The sequence below is a fragment of the Aeromonas crassostreae genome (genome assembly GCF_054052445.1).
Genome location: NZ_JBSTYM010000002.1, coordinates 1 through 20006 on the forward strand (window position 1 = coordinate 1; position 20006 = coordinate 20006).

The window sequence follows — 20006 nt, forward strand, 5'->3', positions numbered from 1 at the left end:
AGCGAGCCCTGAGATGAGTCATCCCTGACCCCTTGAGGGTCCTAAAGGGCCGTTGGAGACCACAACGTTGATAGGTGGGGTGTGTAAGCGCAGTGATGTGTTGAGCTAACCCATACTAATTACCCGTGAGGCTTAACCATACAACACCCAAGAAGTGTTTCTGGCCTTGTAGCAAGTGAAGAACTACTCAAATTCAGTGATAACGACAAAGCAAACAAGCTAAGTCGTTATTCACGTCAGCTTTCTGGATGAAGTTTTTTGCCTGGCGGCCATAGCGCCGTGGAACCACCTGATCCCATGCCGAACTCAGAAGTGAAACGCGGTAGCGCCGATGGTAGTGTGGCATTCGCCATGCGAGAGTAGGACACTGCCAGGCACCCAATTAGTGATGATGCGACCGCATCGTCGGCCACGCGAGAGCTAAACGCTCTTGGCAGGCAGCCAACACGAAAAACCCCGCTCATCGAGCGGGGTTTTTTATTGCCTGAAAAACAGCATTAACCATGCACTTTGTTACGTTATGTTGACATCTTCTTTGCAAATCAGGGTGTTACTGGCCCGACTTCGGTGGTTCATACGCAATTGGCTTGTATCTGTCACATAACTCGGTAGAGTAAAGGCATTCAATGTGCGCCTGCGTTTCTTGATGAACGCCTTTCCTCTCAGGCGTCACCTGCCCCGATTTTATCAACCTTGAGTCAGTGGTAACGATATGGAACAAGTAAACAAGTCCACCTTCAGCGATGTATTGGAATATGTGCGTATGTCTCGTCGTCAGAACAAGCTCAAACGCGAGATCACTGACAATGAGAAGAAGATCCGTGATAACCAGAAGCGGGTGCTGCTGCTCGACAACCTGAGTGACTACATCAAGCCCGGTATGAGCATAGACGAGGTGCAGGCCATCATCGCGAATATGCGCACCGACTATGAAGAGCGGGTCGATGATCACATCATCAAGAATGCCGAGCTCTCCAAGGAGCGCAAGGAGCTCAGCGCGAAGCTGAAGGCGATCAGCTCTCACAAGTAATCCATCAAGATGGACATATCGGACACCGGCCTATGGCCGGTGTTTTTGCATCATATAGCGTGTTGAGCCGAGACAATCGACTCCCATTTTGCGGATAGCCCTGCTACCATCGACATTCAGCACTAATTGTTTTCAAGCCATTGACTTGAAAAGACTAAGCTTGAGTGAAATACAATAAATTGCGTAACCATGGTGGCAGATATGGGCGCATTACAACGGACGGATCTGGATAAAGTGGCACCTCAAGAGTTTCCCGTCCCCACAGAGGACGGTCCCAAGAAGCGTAAGCGTCGCTCATGGTGGCGCTGGTTGCTTTGCCTGCTCTTCTTACTCTGTCTGATCGCGGTGGCTCTGCTGGTTGGCTATGAGATGAAGACCTCCAAGCTGCAGTCCCAGGAGATCTCTCACTATGCCGCCAAGCTGACTTATCAGGTCGAGCCGGGTCCGAGCGACAAGATCATCTTTCCCGATGATGGCCCCTTCGACAAACGGCTCGGTTATGTCTTGCTGCCCATGATGCAGGAGCGTTTGCTCAAGCGTGGCTATGAGGTGAGCCAGCAGGTTCGCTTCTCCGATGCACTCTATGACTATGCCAAGCGTGGCTTCTTCGTGCCTTATACCGAGAAGGTCCAGGCCGGCCTGACCCTGAATGACTGTCGGGCGGCCCCTTTCTATGACTTCCATTATCCAAGCCATTACTATCCGGACTTTGCCTCTATTCCGCCCCTGGTGGTGCAATCCCTGTTGTTTATCGAGAACCGGGATCTGCTCAGCGATGAACAGCCCTTGGCCAACCCGGCCGTTGATTGGCCACGCTTTGCCAAGGCGGCGGTGTCGCAGCTGGGCAAGGCGCTGGACATGGAGGGCCAGTCGGCGGGGGGCAGCACGCTGGCGACCCAGGTCGAGAAGTACCGTCACTCCCCCGATGGCCTGACTGTGTCGGCCACCGAGAAGATCCGCCAGATGATCTCGGCCAGCGTACGGGCTTATCGCCTCGGCCCCGAGACTCTGGAGGCACGCAAGTTGGTGGCTTGGGCCTATCTCAACTCAGTGCCCCTCTCGGCGGCACCGGGTCATGGTGAGGTCCATGGGTTGGGGGATGGGCTCTGGGTATGGTTTGGGGCCGATGTGGCCGAGGTCAACCGTCTGCTCGATCCCGCCCGCAATCAGGATGCCTCCCTGGATGACAAGGGCTTGGCCCTGCGTCAGGTAGTCTCCCTGATGATTGCCCATCGTCGCCCCTCCTACTACCTCGCTCAGGGGCGGGATGCGCTGGCCGCGCTGACCGACAGCTATCTGCGCCTGTTTGTGCAGGAGGGAATGATCACGCCGGATCTGATGGCCGCCGCCCTCAAGGCCCAGATCAAGTATCGTGATTTCCTGCAGTCACCCGCCATCACCCGGGTCAATAACAACAAGGGGTTGCAGGTGGCGCGCACCCGCCTGAGCAGTCATCTTGGGGTTCAGCTCTACGATCTGGACCGGATGGACCTGACCGCGGAGACCAGCCTCAACATGCCGCTGCAAAAAGAGATCACCGGCTATCTGCAGCAGCTTGCCGACCCCGTATTCGCCGAAAAGATCGGATTGTATGGTGAGCGGTTACTCTCCCCGGAGAAAACGGCCGATGTGCGCTACAGCTTCACCCTGTTCGAGAAATCGCCCGATGGCTTCAAGGTCAGGGTGCAGACCGACAACACGGATCAGCCCTTTGACATCAACGAAGGCAGCAAGCTGGAGCTGGGCTCTACCGCCAAGTTGAGGGTGCTGACCACCTACTTGCAGATGGTGGCTGAGCTCCATGACAGCTACGCCGAGATGCCAACCGAGAGCCTGCGCAAACTCGACATCTCCCCCCAGGACAACATCAGCCGCTGGGCCGTCTCCTACCTGATCAATGCCAGAGACAAGAGCCTGCCCCCCATGCTGGAGGCGGCCCTGGACCGCAAGTATTCGGCCAGCCCCTATGAAGGCTTCTTCACCGGTGGCGGCATGCATACCTTTAACAACTTCAACAAGTACGACAATAATCGTAATCCGTCCCTGCGGGACGCGCTGCGCGAGTCCATCAATCTGCCGTTCGTGCGGCTGATGCGGGACCTGGTGCGCTACACCCTCTACAAGGATGGCAACCGCAGCCAGTTGCTCAAGGATGACAGGGATCCCCGTCGCACCGAGTACCTGGTCCGGTTCGCGGACAAGGAGGGCCAGACTTACCTGCTGCGCTTCTGGCGCAAGTATCAGGGCAAGACGCCGGCCGAGCGGATCGATGCCTTCCTCGATGGTCTCAGACCCAGTGCCATCCGGTTGGCAGCGGTGCACCGCTATCTCTATCCGGAGGCGGATCTGGCGACCTTTACCGCCTTCCTCGATGGTCGGCTGCCCAAGGTACTGCGCAATCAACTGAACGAGCGGCGGATCGCCCAGCTGTATGACTCCTATGGGCCTGGTAAGTATTCACTACCGGATCAGGGTTATATCGCCCGCGTTCACCCCCTGGAGCTCTGGTTGGTCTCCTACCTCAAGGCCTATGAGAAGGCGACCTTCAATGATGTGGTCATGGCGAGCCGGGATGAGCGTCAGGAGGTCTACAGCTGGCTGTTCAAGACCCGTCATCGCAGCGCCCGTGACACCCGGGTACGTACCATGCTGGAAGTGGAAGCCTTCCTCGACATTCATCAGCGCTGGGCCAAGCTCGGCTATCCGTTCGGTCATCTGGTGCCCTCCCTGGCGACGGCCCTCGGCAGCTCGGGTGACAGACCCGCCGCCCTGGCCGAGCTGATGGGCATCATCCAGAATGACGGCATCCGGACGCCGACCCTGCGCATCGAGCACCTCTCCTTCGCGAAAGGCACGCCGTTCGAGACGGCGTTTGAACCCGCCCATGGTCAGGGTGTGCGTGTGCTGCCGTCGGCGGTGGCGACGGCCCTGCGTGGCGCCCTCTCCAAGGTGGTGGAAGGGGGCACGGCCCGGCGCATCTCGGGGGCCTTCACCCTGCCAGATGGCACTGTGCTGGCATTGGGGGGCAAGACGGGGACGGGGGACAACCGGCTCGAGACGGTGGGACGCTATGGCAATGTCACCAGCTCGCTCGCCCGCAACCGGACCGCGACCTTCGTGTTCTACATCGGAGAGGATCACTTCGGTACCCTGACCGCCTATGTGCCTGGCAGTCAGTCGGACAAGTTCCGTTTCACCTCTGCATTGCCGGTCCAGGTGCTCAAGGGGATGGCCCCCCTGCTGACCCCTTATCTGGTGCCCCATACCCAGACCCAGTGTCTGGCACCTGAGGCGGGCTGAGACCGCCACCGAAACGACAACGGGGCCGACAGGCCCCGTTTGTTATGGTGTCAAGACGCCAGGCTCACAGCTTGTCTTCTATCTCGCCACGCAGATACTGGTAGATCTCGCGAAACGCCGCCGGCGGCTTGTTCAGCTCGCGCTCTTTCTTGGCGTTGCGGATCAGTTGACGCAGCTTCTGGCGATCCAGTTCATGGAACTGGGACATGAGCTCGTTGAGGGCCTCATCCCCGTCGACGATCAGCCTCTCCCGCCACTGCTCCAGCCGGTGCAGGCGCGCATTGATGGTGGAGTGGCGATTCTTGATGATCGACAGGGCCTCGGCGATGGGCTCGATGTCGCGGCTGCGCATCAGTCGGCCGATGAACTGCAGGTGGCGGCGGAAAGACTCATCTTTCTTGGGCTTGAGTCGGCGGCCCAGCTCGACCGCCTCGGCCAGCTCTTCATCCAGCGGGATCTTCTCCAGCTCGCTGTGGCTGAGGTCGACGAGCTCATCGCCCATCTTCTGCAATATCTCGGCTTCGCGTTTTAGCTGGCTCTTGCTGGGGCCCCAGTCCTCGAACTCTTGCTCGTCGTTAAAGTGACTCATTGGTCTTTATGTCCTGTCATTCATATTTGGGCGATATGGTACCAGCTTCTCCCGCTGGGCGCAGGGGTCTGATATGCTGAGCCCCTTTCCTTTCTTCATGCAGACTTGAGTTATGGATCAGCAAGACCAAATCCGCCAGGATCAGGCGCAACTGGAGGCCGTGGTAGCCGAGGCGCTTGAGATTGCCAAAGGGCTGGGTGCCTCGCTGGCAGAAGTCTCTATCAGCAAGCAGACCGGATTGTCGGTCAATACTCGCGGCTGTGAGCTGGAAAGCATCGAATTCAACAAGGATGGGGCGCTCGGCATCGCCGTCTACCGCGATGGCTGCAAGGGGTCCTCGTCCACCACGGATCTCGGTCCCGCAGCGATCCGCGCCGCCGTCGAGGCCGCCATCGAGATAGCCCGTCACACCTCGGCCGATGCCTGCGCCGGCCTGGCCGATCCCGAGATGCTGGCCTGGGACGCCCCCGATCTGCAACTCTGCCATCCCACTTTGCTGGATCCCCAGCAGGGCATCGCGCTCGCCATCGAGTGCGAGCGGCTGGCGCTGGGCAGCGACAGCCGGATCAAGCACTCGGACGGCGCCGGTTTCTCCAGCCACCTCGGCATCAAGGTCTATGGCAACAGCCACGGCTTCCTGAAGGGGTATGCGGCCTCACGCAACTCGTTGAGCTGCATGCTGATCGGCGAGCAGGATGGCGACATGCAGCGGGATTACGGTTACTCCTCCAGTCGCGATCTGGCCGGGCTGTGGAGCCCGGCGCGGATCGCCGAGGAGGCGGTGAGCCGTACCGTCGCCCGGCTCGGGGCCCGCAAGATAGCGACCCGCCATGCACCCGTGCTGTTTCATCCCGACACGGCCGCCGGCCTGTGGGGCCACCTGGTCATGGCTATCAGCGGCGGCAACCTCTATCGCAAGTCCAGCTTCCTGCAAGAGCGGCTGGGGCAGCAGATCCTGCCCGACTGGCTCACCATCCAGGAGTTTCCCCACCTGCTGGGCGGCCTGGCCAGCTCCCCGTTTGATGGGGAAGGGGTGCGTACCCGGGATCTCGATATCATCCGTGACGGCCACTTGATGAGCTGGCTGCTCACCTCCTACTCGGCGCGCAAGCTGGGGCTGACCACCACGGGCCATGCCGGCGGCATCCACAACTGGCAGGTGTCGAACACGGGTCAGGACTTGCCCGCCCTGCTCAGGGAGATGGGCACGGGTCTGCTGGTGACCGAGCTGATGGGGCAGGGGGTCAACATCGTCAACGGCGACTACTCCCGCGGCGCCGCCGGTTTCTGGGTCGAGAATGGCGAGATAGCCTATCCGGTCGAGGAGATCACCATAGCGGGCAACCTCAACGAGATGTTCCGCCAGATAGTGGCCGTGGGCACGGATCAGGATGAGCGCTCCAGCCTCAAGACGGGGTCCGTGCTGGTCGAAAACATGAAACTGGCCGGTCACTGACCATCACCAGGACGGTCTTGCCGAAAACAGAACGGCCCCCCCGCCGGGCGCGGGGGCCGTTTCATATGGCGGTGTCCCGCAGTGACATCAGCCAGGGATGCGCTCGATGCGACCACCCAGGGCTTGCAGCTTGTGCTCTATGTCTTCGTAGCCACGGTCGATGTGATAGATGCGCTCGACCAGGGTGGTGCCTTCGGCCACGAAGCCGGCCAGCACCAGGCTGGCGGAGGCGCGCAGGTCGGTGGCCATCACCTGGGCACCCTTGAGCTGCTCGGTGTCACGGCAGATGGCGACATTGCCCTGCAGTTCGATGTCTGCCCCCATCCGCACCAGTTCGGGCACGTGCATGAAACGGTTCTCGAAGATGGTCTCGGTGACCATGCCGGTGCCCTTGGCCACGGCGTTGAGCACGGTGAACTGGGCCTGCATGTCGGTCGGGAAGGCCGGGTAGGGGGCGGTCTTGATGGTGACCGGCTTGAGGGTACGACCCGTCATGTCCAGGCTGATCCAGTCGGCCCCTTTCTCGATGAGGGCGCCCGCCTCTTCCAGCTTGACCAGCACGGCTTCCAGCAGGGAGGGATCCGTCTTGCGGCAGACAATCTTGCCGCCGGTGACGGCGGCGCCGACCAGGAAGGTACCGGTTTCGATACGGTCTGGCTGGACGCTGTAGCTGCCACCGTGCAGACGCTCGACCCCGTCGATGGTCAGGGTATCGGTGCCGGCACCCTGAACCTTGGCGCCGAGGGCGTTGAGGAAGTTGGCGAGATCGACCACCTCGGGTTCGCGGGCGGCGTTCTCGATCACGGTGCGGCCCTCGGCCAGGGCAGCCGCCATCATCAGGTTCTCGGTACCGGTCACCGAGATCATGTCCATCAGGATGTGGGCACCCTTGAGGCGGCCATCGACCCGGGCCTTGATGTAACCGTCTTCGATGGTGATCTTGGCGCCCATCAGCTCCAGGCCGTGGACGTGCAGGTTGACCGGACGGGCCCCGATGGCGCAGCCGCCGGGCAGGGAGACGTCCGCGGCACCGAAACGGGCGGCCAGGGGGCCGAGCGCCAGGATGGAGGCGCGCATGGTCTTCACCAGCTCGTAGGGCGCGACATGGTTGTTCACCGCACCGGTCAGCACGGTCACGTTGCCGTTGACCTTGGTGCTGGCCCCCAGCATCTCCAACAGCTTGAGGGTGGTGCCCACGTCTTTGAGGCGCGGCACGTTGGAGAGCTGGATCTCTTCGTCACACAGCAGGGTGGCGAACAGGATGGGCAGGGCGGCGTTCTTGGCACCCGAGATGGTCACTTCGCCATTGAGCGTGCAACGACCATCGATCTTGAATTTGTCCATGTTACTTAAATACCAAATCAGGAGGGCAGGATAAATTTGCGTTCACGGGCCCACTCGGTCGGCGTAAAGGCCTTGATGGAGAGGGCGTGAATGGCGTTGGTGGCGATCTTGTCCATCAGCGGCCCGTAGATGGCCTGCTGCTTCTTGACCCGGCTCATGCCGTCGAACATGTCGCCGACGGCGATCACCTGGTAGTGACTGCCATCCCCTTTGACGTGCACTTCGGACAGGGGCAAGGCCTCTAGGAGTAGTGCTTCAATTTCAGAGACTTGCATTATGAGTCCTCAGTTTGTTGCGCAATGGGCTGAAAAAGGCTGGCGACCCCGTACAGGGTCGCCAGGGTATGGATGTCTGCACTGGCACCGACCAGTTGCGGTTGGCCGCCACGGGCCAGAACCGCCTTGGCCCACTTGACCAGCAGCGCCAGGCCGGCGGAGTCCAGACTGCTTGTCCGGCTCAGATCCAGGCTCTCCTGCTGCCACCACTCATCGCGGCGCTGCCACAGGTCGATGACCTGTTCGGATTGCAGGTCGGTTCCAAACATCATGACTTGATCACCAGCGGCTTGGCATTGTGGGCCTGCAGCTGGGCGATGACGGCGTCGATGCCGTTCTGGCGGATCAGGCCGCCGAGTTCGCTCTGCTTGGCAGAGAGCAGGCTGATGCCTTCGGCCACCATGTCGAACGCCTTCCACTCGCCGGTCTTGTTGTTCTTGCGCAGCTTGAACTCCAGGAAGATATCGGGCTTGCCGCTCTCCTTGACGCTGACGCTGACCGCGGTGATGTTGCCGCTCGCGGGCTTGCCCGGTTCGACCTTGACCACCTGCTGGTCAAAATGGGCGAGGGCATCGGCGTAGGAGCTCACCATGTATTCGGTGAACACGTTGACGAAGGCATCGCGCTGGGCCGGGGTAGTCTGCTTGATCTGGTTGCCCAGCACCTTGTAGGCGGCAAAGCGGTTGTCGATATAGGGCAGCAACTCCTCGCGGATGATCACCCTCAGGTGATCCGGCTGCTGCTTGATCTGGCTCTGGTCGGCCTTCAGGCGGGCGAAGGTCTGCTTGGCGGCGGTATCAACCAGTACATAGGGGTCGCTCGGATACTCGGCTGCCCGGGCGGTCAAGGAGAACAGTATGCTGGCCATCAGACCGATCAGCAGGGTCATTTTTTTCAACATGGTCACTCCTTACTTGGTGTCTTCTTTGCTGTCGGACGATTGGCTGTACAGGAACTTGCCAATCAGATCCTCGAGCACTATGGCTGACTTGGTATCTTCGATCAGGTCGCCGCTCTTGAGCATGGCGGTGCCCATCTCCTCGTCGGAGAAACCGGGCGCCAGACCTATGTATTGCTCACCGAGCAGGCCAGAGGTGAGGATGGAGAGGCTGCTGGTCTCGGAGAACTCGCCGGCACTCTTTTGCATCTCAAGGGTGACAACGGGCACCTGGCTCTTCTCGTCCAGGCTGATGTCACTGACTCGACCGACGACGACGCCACCGACCTTGACCGGCGAGCGCACTTTCAGGCCGCCGATATTATCGAAATGGGCGCGCAGGGTATAGGTTTCTCCCTCCGGTTTAAAGCTCAAACCGGCAACTTGCAGCGCCAGGGCGAGAATGGCCGCGATGCCTGCCAGCATGAAGAGGCCAACCAGGAATTCTACTTTGCTGAACTTCATCTTTAACCTTATCCAAACATGACTGCGGTGAGTATAAAATCCAGGCCGAGCACGGCCAGGGAGGAGTTGACCACGGTGCGGGTCGTGGCCTGGCTTATCCCGGCCGAGGTGGGCTTGGCATCATAGCCGTTGAAGAGCGCAATCCAGGTGACCACCAGGGCGAAGATCAGGCTCTTGATGGCGCCCTGCATGATGTCATCCTGCCAGTCGACGGCTGCCTGCATGGCGGACCAGAACCCCCCCTCATCGACACCGAGCCAGTCGACGCCGACCAGCTTGCCGCCCATGATGCCCACCAGACTGAACATGAAGGCCAGCAGTGGCATGCTGATGACACCGGCCCAGAAGCGGGGGGCCACCACGCGGCGCAAGGGATCCACCGCCATCATCTCCAGGCTGGAGAGCTGCTCGGTGGCCTTCATCAGGCCTATCTCGGCGGTCAGGGCCGAACCGGCGCGACCTGCGAACAGCAGGGCCGTCACCACGGGGCCGAGTTCGCGCAGCAGGGAGAGAGAGACCAGGGGCCCCAGGCTCCCTTCCGCACCGAAGTCTTTGAGCACATTGTATCCCTGCAGCGAGAGTACCATGCCGATGAAGAGACCCGAGACCAGGATGATGGCGACCGACTGCACCCCGACCACATAGAGCTGCTGAAGCAGCAGGGGGAAATGCTTGCAGGGCTGGGGCCGGCCGGCCAGGGCATGAAACAGCATGATGGTGGCACGACCCAGGGCCGTGAGGGTCTGAATGCCGGATCGCCCCAACTGGTTTATTTGACTTATCAACATCATAGATCCTGTAGTAGCTCGCCAGCCGGGAAATGGAACGGGACAGGACCATCGGGCAGCCCCTGCAGGAACTGTTCGACCTCGGGGTTGCGTTCCTCCCGCAGCTGTTGCGGTGTGCCCTGGGCCACTATCTTGCGATTGGCGATGATATAGGCGTAATCGGCGATGCTCATCACCTCGGTCACGTCATGGGTGACGATGACGGAGGTGATGCCGAGGGCATCGTTGAGCTCGCGGATGAGCTTCACCAGCACCCCCATGGTGATGGGATCCTGGCCGACGAAGGGCTCGTCGAACATGATGAGCTCCGGATCCAGGGCGATGGCCCTGGCCAGGGCGGCCCGGCGGGCCATGCCGCCGGAGAGCTGCGAGGGCATCAGGGATGCCGCGCCGCGCAGGCCCACGGCCTCCAGCTTCATCATGACGATGGTATGGATCAGCTCTTCGGGCAGGCCCGAGTGCTCGCGCAGGGGAAAGGCCACGTTGTCGAACACCGTCATGCCGGTGAAGAGGGCACCACTCTGGAACAGCATGCTCATCCGCTTGCGCAGACTGTAGAGGCGGCTGCGGGACAGGCGGGGGACATCCTCGCCGTCAAACAATATGGTGCCGGCATCGGGCTTGAGTTGACCGCCGATCAGCCGCAGCAGCGTGGTCTTGCCGATCCCGCTGGGTCCCATCACGGCAGTCACCTTGCCACGGGGTATGGTGAGGCTGATGTTGTCGTAGAGCAGGCGGTCGCCGTGACTGAAGCTGAGATCGGAGATGGTGATCAGATCGTTGTTCAAACAATTGTCCATCGGGTGCAAATGAAGAGCGAATTTTATGGGCTAGTCTAGGTCTAAGCAACAACAAGGGACAACTATTGAACAGGCTGGCCCGCTTTGCAGGCGACAGTTTCCGGCCGTCTGCCCCCCGTTGCTCTCGTCAGAAACCATCGGATTCGCTTATCTGGGCAGACTTTTTTATAATCCCGCAGCTAATTTCGGCCCGGAGCGGTTCCCATATGTCTGTCAAACCAGAAAACCTGTCTGAAATGTTCGATTTTCGTCGCAGTGCCAAGGCGGTGCTGGACATAGAGAAACAAGCCATCGAGGGCCTGCATCAGTACCTGGATGAGGCGTTCGATCGCGCCTGCCAGCTGATACTGGGTTGCGGCGGCAAGATAGTGGTCACCGGCATGGGCAAGTCCGGCCATATTGGCAACAAGATTGCCGCCACCCTGGCCAGCACAGGGACGCCCGCCTTCTTCCTGCACCCGGGCGAAGCCAGCCACGGGGATCTGGGAATGATCTCGGGGGGGGATCTCATCATCGCCATCTCCAACTCGGGGGAGAGCGACGAGATCCTGGCCCTGCTGCCGGTGCTCAAGCGCCGCGGCATCCCGCTTATCTGCATGACCGGCAATCCGGCCTCGACCATGGCCAAGGAGGCCAACGTACACCTCTGCGTCCGGGTCGAGCAGGAAGCCTGTCCCCTGGGGCTGGCGCCGACCTCCAGCACCACGGCCACCCTGGTGATGGGGGATGCCCTGGCCGTCGCCCTGCTCGAGGCTCGCGGCTTCACCGCCGATGACTTCGCGCTCTCCCACCCCGGCGGGTCGCTGGGCAAGCGTCTGCTGCTGCGAGTCGGCGACCTGATGCACGGCGGCGACCTGTTGCCCCGGGTGGGGATAGATGCCACCATCAGCCAGGCCCTGCTGGAAGTGAGCCGCAAGGGGCTCGGCATGACGGCCGTGGTCGATGGCGACGGTCTGCTGGCGGGTCTGTTTACCGATGGCGACCTGCGTCGCATCCTGGATCTGCGGGTCGATGTGCACAGCACGCCTATCGCGCAGGTGATGACGGTCAACTGTGTTACCGTAAGGCCGGAGATGATGGCCGCCGAGGCGGTAAAACTGATGGAAACCAAGAAAATCAATGGCTTGTTGGTGGTCGATGGTGACAAACGTCCCCTGGGTGCCTTCAACATGCACGATCTGCTCAAGGCGGGAGTGATTTGATGCAACAGATGGCGACGCCCTACGGTCCGGTCACCGCCAGCCAATACGACAAGGCGGCGCGTATCCGCCTGTTGGTGTGTGACGTGGATGGCGTGCTCTCCAACGGCCTCATCTACATGGGCAACGAGGGGGAGGAGTTCAAGACCTTCTGCACCCGGGATGGCGCCGGCATGAAGGCGCTGATGAGGGCGGGCATCGAGATCGCCATCATCACGGGGCGCAACTCGCGCATCGTCAGCAACCGGATGGCGAGCCTGGGGGTGAAGCATGTGGTCCAGGGGGCGGATCAGAAGCTGCCCCATTTCGAGGCCCTGCTGCAGCAACTGGGACTGGACGCCAGCCAGGCGGCCTACATGGGGGATGACACCATAGATTTGCCGGTGATGCAGGCCTGTGGCCTGGGGGTGGCGGTCGCCGATGCCCATCCGCTGGTCGTGGCCCGCGCCGATCTGGTGACCCGGCTGGGTGGGGGCATGGGCGCGGTGCGCGAGCTGTGCGATCTCATCTTGCAGGCCCAGGGGCATGCCGATGAGCTGGCCGAGGTATCGGCATGATCAGTCGCCAGACCCTGCTGTTCGCCGCCCTCTTCATCGTGGCCCTGACCATCTGGCAACTGGGGGATGTGACCTTGGCGCCGCCGGCCGCGCCCAAGACGGAACATTATCAGCCGGACTTCATCGCCAAGGATCTGGTGACCACCCGCTTCGACGAGACGGGCAAGCGCAGCGAGCGACTGGAGTCCGTCTATGCCGAGTATTTTCAGCTGCTCGAGCAGGCCACTTTTGACAAGCCCGTCGTCTATCTGTTCGATGACAAGGGGGATGCCGAATGGAAGGTGACCGCCGAGACGGGGGTGCTCAACACCGACGACAACGTGATCCTGAGGGACCAGGTCCATCTCGATGGCCTCTTGCCCACCTCCTTCATCTCCACCCTGGACACTCCCTACCTGGAGCTGGACTTGGTGACCCAGGATGTGAGAAGTAATCGTCAGGTCGCCATCGTCGCCAAAGAGTTCCAGACCGAGGGCCTTGGCCTGAAGGGGCATCTGGATCGCAAATATTTCGAATTACTGGACCAAGGCCATGCCATCTATTTCAATGAGAAACGTTAATCTGGCTCTGCTTGCCCTGCTGCTGTGCGGGGGCGTCAGCGCCAAGGAGTCCGACTTCGCCGAGAAGGTGTATGTGGACGCCGTCAAACAGATAGCCGAGATGCAGGATAACCGTGTCACCTTCAGCGAGGATGTCATCATCACCCAGGGCACCATCAAGATTAAGGCCGACAAGGTGGTGGTGATCCGCTCGGGCGAGAAGGGCGCCGAGGTGATGACCGCCTATGGCAAACCCGCCACCTTCTTCCAGATCCTGGACAACGGCAAGCCGGTCAATGCCCATGGCGACAGCATTCGCTACGAGCTGAAGAATCGTCTGGTGACCATCACGGGCAACGGCGAGCTCAAGCAGGAAGACAGCCAGGTGAACGGCGATCTGATCCGCTATGACATCGTCAAACAGAAGATGATCGCCGAGAGCAAGGGTGAAACCAATCGCGTCAAGACGGTGTTCCTGCCCGATCAGGTCGAGAATTTCGACAAACCCGCCGACAAAAAGCAGGATAAATAAGCCATGGCAGTGTTGAAGGCAGCCGGGCTGCAGAAGAGCTACAAGAAGCGGATGGTGGTCAGTGACGTCAGCCTGGAAGTGGGCACCGGCCAGATCGTGGGCCTGCTCGGCCCGAATGGTGCCGGCAAGACCACCTCTTTTTACATGATCGTCGGCCTGGTGCAGCGGGATGCGGGCCTGATCACCATCGACGAGCAGGACATCAGCCTGCAACCCATGCACATACGTGCCCGCAATGGCATCGGCTATCTGCCCCAGGAAGCCTCCATCTTCCGCCGCCTCTCCGTCTATGACAACCTGATGGGGGTCATGCAGACCCGCAAGGAGCTGAGTCGTGAAGAGCGGGAAGACAAGGTGGAGCAGTTGCTGGAAGAGTTCAGCATCACCCACATCCGGGACAACCTGGGCCAGAGCCTGTCCGGTGGCGAGCGCCGCCGGGTCGAGATAGCCCGGGCCCTGGCGGCCGAACCCCGCTTCATCCTGCTGGACGAGCCGTTTGCGGGGGTCGATCCCATCTCTGTCATCGACATCAAGAAGATCATCCAGCATCTCAAGGAGCGGGGGCTGGGCGTGCTCATCACGGACCACAACGTGCGCGAGACGCTGGATGTGTGCGAGAAGGCCTATATCGTCAGTCACGGCAAGATGATAGCGGAAGGCACCCCCGCCGAGATCCTGGCCGACGAACAGGTCAAGCGTGTCTATTTGGGCGATCAATTCAGTCTATAGTAAGGGGAAATCGCCCTTCGTTTCCTGATGATCGCCTCGCTGAAATAAGGATATCCCGACGTAGATGAAGCCGACACTCCAGTTGCGTCTCGGTCAGCAATTGACCATGACGCCGCAGTTACAACAAGCGATTCGTCTGCTCCAGCTCTCTTCATTGGAACTTCAGCAGGAGATCCAGCAAGCCCTCGATAGCAACCCCCTGCTCGAGCAAGAAGAGGTCGAGCAGCAGGAGACTCATACCGATATTAAGCAGGATGAGAGCCAGATCGACAGCAGCGAGGCCATGGCTCAGGAGCAGTTGCCTGACGAGCTGCCGGTCGACAGCAGCTGGGATGACGTCTACTCCGCCGGCACCGGCCAGAGCGCCGGCCCCGTCTTCGAGGGGGAAGATAGCGTCTATCAGGGGGAGACCACGGAAAACCTGCAGGATTATCTGCTGTGGCAGATGCGGCTCACCCCGTTCAGCGATCTCGATGCCGCCATCGCCCTGGCCATCATCGACGGCATCGACGAGTCCGGCTACCTGACCAGCACCCTGGAAGACATCCAGCAGGCGGTGAGCAGTGACGACGTCGAGGTGGAGCTCGATGAGATCGAGGCCGTGCTCAAGCGGGTACAGCATTTCGATCCGGTCGGCATCGCGGCCCGCTCGGTACAGGAGTGCCTGCTGATCCAGCTGGGTCAGTTCAGTCCGAGCCAACCCTGGCTGACCCAGGCGCGTGAAGTGGTCCGTGATCACATGGACTTGCTGGGCAATCGGGACTATCGCACCCTGGCGCGCAAGACGCGGCTCAAGGAAGGGGAGCTCAAGGAGGTCATCGATCTCATCCAGCAGCTCGAACCCAGGCCCGGCAACCGGGTGGTGCAGAGCGATTCCCAGTACGTGATCCCGGATGTCACCGTGGTCAAGCGCCAGAACCGCTGGGTGGTGGAGCTGAACCCGGATTCGGCGCCCCGCATTCGCGTCAACGAAACCTATGCCGCCATGGCTCGCCAGGCGCGCACCAGCCAGGACACCCAGTTCATTCGCTCCCATCTGCAAGATGCCAAGTGGTTCATCAAGAGTCTGGAGAGCCGCAATGAGACCCTGCTCAAGGTGGCCAACTGCATCGTCGAGCAGCAGCAGGGGTTCTTTGAATACGGTGAGGAGGCCATGAAACCCATGGTACTCAACGACATCGCCGAGGCGGTGGAGATGCATGAATCGACCATCTCCCGGGTCACGACCCAGAAGTACATGCATACCCACCGTGGCATCTTCGAGCTGAAGTTCTTTTTCTCCAGTCACGTCAACACAGAAGGAGGAGGTGAGTGCTCATCGACCGCAATTCGTGCCCTGATCAAGAAGCTGGTGACGGCGGAGAACCCGGCGAAACCGCTAAGTGATAGCAAGATCGCGGATTTGCTGGCCGAACAGGGTATTATGGTGGCTCGACGCACGATCGCCAAATACCGTGAATCCTTGTTGATACCACCGTCCAATCAGCGCAAACGCCTGGTTTAGGCAACACAGAAGGAAGACGTTATGCAAATTAACTTGACCGGACACCACGTAGAGATCACCGAAGCGCTGCGTGATTATGTGAATAACAAGTTTGCCAAACTCGAGCGTCACTTTGACCACATCAACAATGTTCATGTGGTGTTGAGCGTAGAAAAACTGAACCAGATTGCCGAAGCCAAGCTACACGTCAGCGGGGGCGAAGTGTTCGCCAACTCGGAACACGCGGATATGTACGCCGCGATAGATACCCTGCTCGACAAACTTGATCGACAGATCATCAAGCACAAAGACAAGTTAAATCAAAAATAACCATGCAACTTGAACACATACTGAGTCGGGACTGCACCAAAAGTGCGGTCCCTTGTACCAGCAAGAAACGCGCCTTGGAAATCATCAGCGAGCTGGCCGCCGAGCGGCTGGGTACCCCGCGCCAGGCCCTGTTCGAATGTCTGCTTGCCCGCGAGAAGATGGGCAGCACCGGCATAGGTGCCGGCATTGCCATTCCCCATGGCCGCATCGGCGACGAGTTCCCGCCGACGGCGGTGCTGATGACCTTTGCCGAGCCCATCCCCTTCGATTCCATCGACAATCAGCCCGTCGATCTGCTCTTTGCCTTGTTGGTGCCGGAGAGTGAGTGCAAGCAGCATCTCAAGACCCTCTCCCTGATGGCCGCCAAATTGGGTGACAAGGCGGTCTGCCGCCAGCTGCGCCAGGCTGCCAGCGATGATGATCTCTACCAGATCATGATCTCCGCCTGATGGGCAGTCGCCCTCGCTAATCAACTCGTCGCTGTGGAGGTTGCAAGATGCAGCTTATCGTAGTCAGTGGCCGCTCCGGTTCGGGCAAGACCGTTGCGTTGCGGGTACTGGAAGATCTCGGGTATTACTGTGTCGACAATCTGCCGGTCAATCTGCTGCCTCAGCTGATCGTCTCGGTCGAGCGCCAGTACGACAAGCTGGCGGTCAGCATAGACGTGCGCAACCTGCCCGGTGATCCGGAGCGGCTGGAGACCCTGCTGGCCCAGGTGCGCGGTGATGGTCGGGTGCAATACAGCAGCTTCTTCTTCGATGCGGAGAACAGCACCCTGCTCAAACGTTACGGCGAGAGCCGTCGCCTGCACCCCCTCTCTCGCAAGCGCCTCTCCCTGGACGAGGCGATCCGCGAAGAGACCCATCTGCTGGCGCCGATCTCGGCGAGCGCCGATCTGCGTATCGACACCACCAGCCTCAGCATTCATGACCTCAGCGAGCTCATCAAGACCCGGGTGCTCGGCAAGAAGGAGAATGAGCTGGTGCTGGTGTTCGAGTCGTTCGGCTTCAAGTACGGCATTCCCAAGGATGCCGACTTCGTGTTCGATGCCCGCTTCCTGCCCAATCCCCACTGGATCCCCGAGCTCAAGCCGTTCACCGGCAAGGATGAGCCGGTGGCCCGCTACCTGGCGAGCCAGCCCGACGTGATGCAGTTCACCCTGCAGATCGAGAACATGCTGGCGACCTGGTTGCCGGCCCTGGAGCGCAACAACCGCAGCTATCTCACGGTCGGGATTGGCTGCACCGGCGGCCAGCACAGATCCGTGTTCATCGCCGAACAGTTGGCGCGGACCTTCGAGGGGCTCGGCAAGAACGTGCAGATCCGCCATCGCACCCTGGACAAACGGGATCCGCAACATTGATGGCGCAACGGGAGGTCAGATGACAGTCTCCGCCTCGGTAGAAGTGAAGAACAAGCTGGGCATGCATGCGCGCCCGGCCATGATGCTGTTCGAACTGGTACAGGGTTTCGATGCCCATGTGCTGCTGCGCAACGAAGAGGGGGTCGAGGCCGATGCCGACAGCGTCATCGGCATGCTGATGCTGGACTCGGCCCAGGGCAAGCGGGTGGAGGTGCAAGCCGAGGGGCCCCAGGAAGAGGCGGCCCTGGCCGCCGTGGTGGCCCTGTTCACCTCGGGGTTCAACGAGGAGTAGGGGCCCCGCTAGTGAGGCCCGGTGCGCGCCAGCGCCTTGAAACTGGCAAAGTCCCCACAGGCCAGCAGACTCTTGCTGGCCTTTTCGTTCATCAGTCTGATGAAGAGATCGTACAGGCCCATGGCCTCCTCATAGTCCCGCTTGCTGATGGCCAGCACGAAGCTGAGGCTGGCGATCTCGCCATTGCCCCACTCTATGCCCTGGGGCGCCAGCACCGTATAGACGCAGGTGCGCTTGGCCAGCAGCCCGAGGGAGTGGGGCAGGGCCATGCCGTCCCCCAGCATGGTGGAGACGATGGCTTCACGTTCGAACAGGGAGGCGCGAAAGCCGGGTTCGACCCTCTCCTCCGCCTCCAGCTGGCTGCACACCCGATCCAGCAGCTGCTGCTGGGTCAGGGGGGCATCCAGGATCAGGAAGTGCTCCTCGCTGAAATACTTGTCGAGCAGGTAGGGGCGAGTGCGATCGATCAGCACCAGCTTGCCGAGCTGCTCCAGCTGATACTGGGTCGGGAAGGGGGCGCCCTGGACCACGGGCACCCCCCTTCTCGCTCACTCTCACTGTGCTGATGACGAAGTCCTGCTCCAGCCGCGTCAGGGCCTCATACTCGCGCACCGAGTCCAGGCTGGTGAGCCTCAGTTGGAGGTATTCCCGGCGTATGCTGGCCTCCAGCACCCGGAAGGTGGCGTTGTCCCCGTCGCGCAGCCGCATGGGGATCTGTGAGGGATTCACAGATGGTACAAGGGAGGGGGCGCTCCAGGAGCCGGGTGAGAGTGTGAGCCGGATCATCTTGTCGGCGCGAGGCGGGGCGGACGGCGAGGGGCCGCCCGCGGGAGTCTGGGGTCAGCTGGCCCCTGCCGCGCTGGCGGCCTGCTGATTCTGGTAGCGCAGATCTTCCTCTATGATGACGGTCAGCTCGAAGGGCTTGCCGTCGCGGATGACGGAGATCTTCATCTGGGTGCCCGGGCGACTCTCGACAATTTTGTCCATGGCGGCCCGCACCCCGCTGATGGCCTCGCCGTTGATCTTGAGCAGGACGTCCCCGCGCCTCAGGCCGCCCTTGGCGGCGGGGCCGGCGGGATCCAGGCTCTCCACCACCAGACCGCGCAGATCGCCGAGGTTCATCATGCGCGCCACTATGGGGTTGATCTCGACGCTGGAGATGCCGAGGTAGCCGCGGATGACCCGGCCGTTGGTGATCAGCTCGTCCATGATGCGCTTGGCGAGGCGATAGGGAATGGCGAAGCTGATGCCGTAGCTCTCCTGGTTGCCGTTGAGGTGGTAGGCGGCGGTGTTGATGCCGACCAGATCGCCGTTGGCATTGACCAGAGCGCCACCCGAGTTGCCTTCGTTGATGGCGGCGTCGGTCTGCAGCAGATCCTGGCGGCCGTTGCTGTCGGGTCCCATGCTGGAGAGGCCGAGACGGCCGGTGGCGCTGATGATGCCCTGGGTGATGGTCTGGCCGACGTTGTAGGGGTTGCCGATGGCGAGCACCACGTCCCCCACGTCCGGGCGCAGTTCGGGATCCTGTGGGATCACCGGCAGGTTGTCCGATTCGATGTAGAGCACGGCGAGGTCGGTCAGGCGATCGGTTCCCACCAGTTCGGCGCTGAACACGCGGCCATCTTGCAGCGCGACGATGATCTGGTCCGCGTCGGCGATGACATGGTAGTTGGTCAGCACATGGCCGCGCTGGTTCATGATGACCCCGGAGCCCAGCCCCTGAGGTCTCAGTTCCGCCTTCTCGCCGCGGGCGCCGGCAAAGCTGCGGGTATAGATGTTGACCACGGCAGGGCCGGCACGGTGGGCGGCATAGGAGAAACTCATCTCCCGGCTGTTGCTGATGAGGTCGGGCAGCAGGGCGCCGCCTCTGAGGGTGGGAAAGAATAACAGCAACAGGGCTGCGACCATGAGGCCAAAGGCGATCGACTTGCCCAAGTAACTGATCAGAGGTGGGATTTTCATGTCATTCTCATTGCTGGTCGCTGCCAGCAGAGAATA

22 protein-coding genes, 2 rRNA genes and 1 pseudogene are annotated in these 20006 nt (G+C 60.9%); 15 read left to right on the forward strand and 10 right to left on the reverse strand.

What is annotated here, in order from left to right:
* From ACW5W4_RS01575 to ACW5W4_RS01590, 4 genes are all read left to right on the forward strand, one after another.
* Nucleotides 1-140 (forward strand): 23S ribosomal RNA (locus ACW5W4_RS01575); the annotation flags it as partial.
* 121 nt (nucleotides 141-261) lie between these two features.
* Nucleotides 262-376: ribosomal RNA gene (gene rrf, locus ACW5W4_RS01580) — 5S ribosomal RNA — on the forward strand.
* A 336-nt stretch (nucleotides 377-712) separates the two neighbouring features.
* The gene (gene tmaR, locus ACW5W4_RS01585; RefSeq protein WP_456688185.1) at nucleotides 713-1030 is read left to right on the forward strand and encodes a PTS system regulator TmaR; all 318 of its coding nucleotides are present in this window, start codon (nucleotides 713-715) and stop codon (nucleotides 1028-1030) included.
* Between the two features lie 201 nt (nucleotides 1031-1231).
* Nucleotides 1232-4330, forward strand: coding sequence for a transglycosylase domain-containing protein (locus tag ACW5W4_RS01590; protein WP_456688186.1), 3099 nt, complete (start codon nucleotides 1232-1234; stop codon nucleotides 4328-4330).
* Nucleotides 4331-4394: 64 nt separating this feature from the next.
* On the opposite strand, the gene yjgA is transcribed toward ACW5W4_RS01590, so the two are convergent.
* Entirely contained in the window at nucleotides 4395-4919 is a 525-nt protein-coding gene (yjgA, locus tag ACW5W4_RS01595) for a ribosome biogenesis factor YjgA (RefSeq protein WP_408793805.1), read from the reverse strand.
* A gap of 112 nt (nucleotides 4920-5031) precedes the next feature.
* On the opposite strand from yjgA, the gene pmbA reads away from it, so the two are divergent.
* Nucleotides 5032-6375, forward strand: a complete 1344-nt coding sequence (gene pmbA / locus ACW5W4_RS01600; protein WP_456688187.1) for a metalloprotease PmbA — start codon at nucleotides 5032-5034, stop codon at nucleotides 6373-6375.
* A gap of 87 nt (nucleotides 6376-6462) precedes the next feature.
* Here pmbA and murA read toward each other — a convergent pair whose 3' ends face one another.
* The 7 genes from murA to mlaF are packed head-to-tail and all read right to left on the reverse strand — an operon-like array spanning nucleotide 6463 to nucleotide 10984.
* The gene (gene murA / locus ACW5W4_RS01605; RefSeq protein ID WP_042001437.1) at nucleotides 6463-7719 is read right to left on the reverse strand and encodes a UDP-N-acetylglucosamine 1-carboxyvinyltransferase; all 1257 of its coding nucleotides are present in this window, start codon (nucleotides 7717-7719) and stop codon (nucleotides 6463-6465) included.
* Between the two features lie 17 nt (nucleotides 7720-7736).
* Nucleotides 7737-7994 (reverse strand): BolA family iron metabolism protein IbaG, encoded by a 258-nt coding sequence (gene ibaG, locus ACW5W4_RS01610; protein WP_042001440.1) that lies wholly within the window; start codon nucleotides 7992-7994, stop codon nucleotides 7737-7739.
* Nucleotides 7994-8266 (reverse strand): STAS domain-containing protein, encoded by a 273-nt coding sequence (locus ACW5W4_RS01615; RefSeq protein ID WP_427261049.1) that lies wholly within the window; start codon nucleotides 8264-8266, stop codon nucleotides 7994-7996. Before ACW5W4_RS01615 ends, ibaG begins: the two co-directional genes overlap by 1 nt.
* Nucleotides 8263-8895 (reverse strand): phospholipid-binding protein MlaC, encoded by a 633-nt coding sequence (mlaC, locus tag ACW5W4_RS01620; protein ID WP_427261048.1) that lies wholly within the window; start codon nucleotides 8893-8895, stop codon nucleotides 8263-8265. The genes ACW5W4_RS01615 and mlaC overlap by 4 nt, the downstream gene beginning before the upstream one ends.
* Nucleotides 8896-8904: 9 nt before the next feature.
* The gene (gene mlaD, locus ACW5W4_RS01625; RefSeq protein ID WP_408793815.1) at nucleotides 8905-9396 is read right to left on the reverse strand and encodes an outer membrane lipid asymmetry maintenance protein MlaD; all 492 of its coding nucleotides are present in this window, start codon (nucleotides 9394-9396) and stop codon (nucleotides 8905-8907) included.
* A gap of 8 nt (nucleotides 9397-9404) precedes the next feature.
* Entirely contained in the window at nucleotides 9405-10184 is a 780-nt protein-coding gene (gene mlaE, locus ACW5W4_RS01630; RefSeq protein WP_456688188.1) for a lipid asymmetry maintenance ABC transporter permease subunit MlaE, read from the reverse strand.
* Nucleotides 10184-10984 (reverse strand): phospholipid ABC transporter ATP-binding protein MlaF, encoded by an 801-nt coding sequence (gene mlaF, locus ACW5W4_RS01635; protein ID WP_427261047.1) that lies wholly within the window; start codon nucleotides 10982-10984, stop codon nucleotides 10184-10186. The genes mlaE and mlaF overlap by 1 nt, the downstream gene beginning before the upstream one ends.
* Nucleotides 10985-11190: 206 nt before the next feature.
* On the opposite strand from mlaF, the gene ACW5W4_RS01640 reads away from it, so the two are divergent.
* From ACW5W4_RS01640 to npr, 10 genes are all read left to right on the forward strand, one after another.
* Nucleotides 11191-12186: a KpsF/GutQ family sugar-phosphate isomerase gene (locus ACW5W4_RS01640; protein WP_427261046.1), complete on the forward strand. Its 996-nt coding sequence runs from the start codon at nucleotides 11191-11193 to the stop codon at nucleotides 12184-12186.
* On the forward strand, nucleotides 12186-12740 hold the full coding sequence (kdsC, locus tag ACW5W4_RS01645) for a 3-deoxy-manno-octulosonate-8-phosphatase KdsC (protein ID WP_042001461.1): 555 nt from the start codon (nucleotides 12186-12188) through the stop codon (nucleotides 12738-12740). Before ACW5W4_RS01640 ends, kdsC begins: the two co-directional genes overlap by 1 nt.
* Entirely contained in the window at nucleotides 12740-13300 is a 561-nt protein-coding gene (lptC, locus tag ACW5W4_RS01650; protein WP_456688347.1) for an LPS export ABC transporter periplasmic protein LptC, read from the forward strand. The genes kdsC and lptC overlap by 1 nt, the downstream gene beginning before the upstream one ends.
* The gene (lptA, locus tag ACW5W4_RS01655; protein WP_408793823.1) at nucleotides 13287-13811 is read left to right on the forward strand and encodes a lipopolysaccharide transport periplasmic protein LptA; all 525 of its coding nucleotides are present in this window, start codon (nucleotides 13287-13289) and stop codon (nucleotides 13809-13811) included. Before lptC ends, lptA begins: the two co-directional genes overlap by 14 nt.
* A gap of 3 nt (nucleotides 13812-13814) precedes the next feature.
* Nucleotides 13815-14540 carry an LPS export ABC transporter ATP-binding protein gene (gene lptB / locus ACW5W4_RS01660; protein WP_456688189.1) on the forward strand — a complete coding sequence of 242 codons (726 nt, stop codon included), beginning with the start codon at nucleotides 13815-13817 and terminating at the stop codon, nucleotides 14538-14540.
* A 64-nt stretch (nucleotides 14541-14604) separates the two neighbouring features.
* Nucleotides 14605-16044, forward strand: a complete 1440-nt coding sequence (locus ACW5W4_RS01665; RefSeq protein ID WP_427261044.1) for an RNA polymerase factor sigma-54 — start codon at nucleotides 14605-14607, stop codon at nucleotides 16042-16044.
* 21 nt (nucleotides 16045-16065) lie between these two features.
* Entirely contained in the window at nucleotides 16066-16353 is a 288-nt protein-coding gene (gene hpf / locus ACW5W4_RS01670) for a ribosome hibernation promoting factor (RefSeq protein WP_042001473.1), read from the forward strand.
* A gap of 2 nt (nucleotides 16354-16355) precedes the next feature.
* Entirely contained in the window at nucleotides 16356-16802 is a 447-nt protein-coding gene (gene ptsN / locus ACW5W4_RS01675; protein ID WP_408793827.1) for a PTS IIA-like nitrogen regulatory protein PtsN, read from the forward strand.
* 47 nt (nucleotides 16803-16849) lie between these two features.
* Complete coding sequence (gene rapZ / locus ACW5W4_RS01680; RefSeq protein WP_042001477.1) at nucleotides 16850-17716, forward strand: RNase adapter RapZ; 867 nt, start codon at nucleotides 16850-16852, stop codon at nucleotides 17714-17716.
* Between the two features lie 19 nt (nucleotides 17717-17735).
* Nucleotides 17736-18008, forward strand: a complete 273-nt coding sequence (gene npr, locus ACW5W4_RS01685) for a PTS phosphocarrier protein NPr (RefSeq protein WP_042001480.1) — start codon at nucleotides 17736-17738, stop codon at nucleotides 18006-18008.
* Between the two features lie 8 nt (nucleotides 18009-18016).
* Here npr and ACW5W4_RS01690 read toward each other — a convergent pair.
* Nucleotides 18017-18710: pseudogene (locus tag ACW5W4_RS01690) on the reverse strand (PTS sugar transporter subunit IIA); the annotation flags it as partial.
* A 138-nt stretch (nucleotides 18711-18848) separates the two neighbouring features.
* A complete protein-coding gene (gene degS, locus ACW5W4_RS01695) occupies nucleotides 18849-19970 on the reverse strand; it encodes an outer membrane-stress sensor serine endopeptidase DegS (protein WP_427261043.1) in 1122 nt (373 codons plus the stop codon).
* Between the last annotated feature and the right edge of the window lie 36 nt (nucleotides 19971-20006).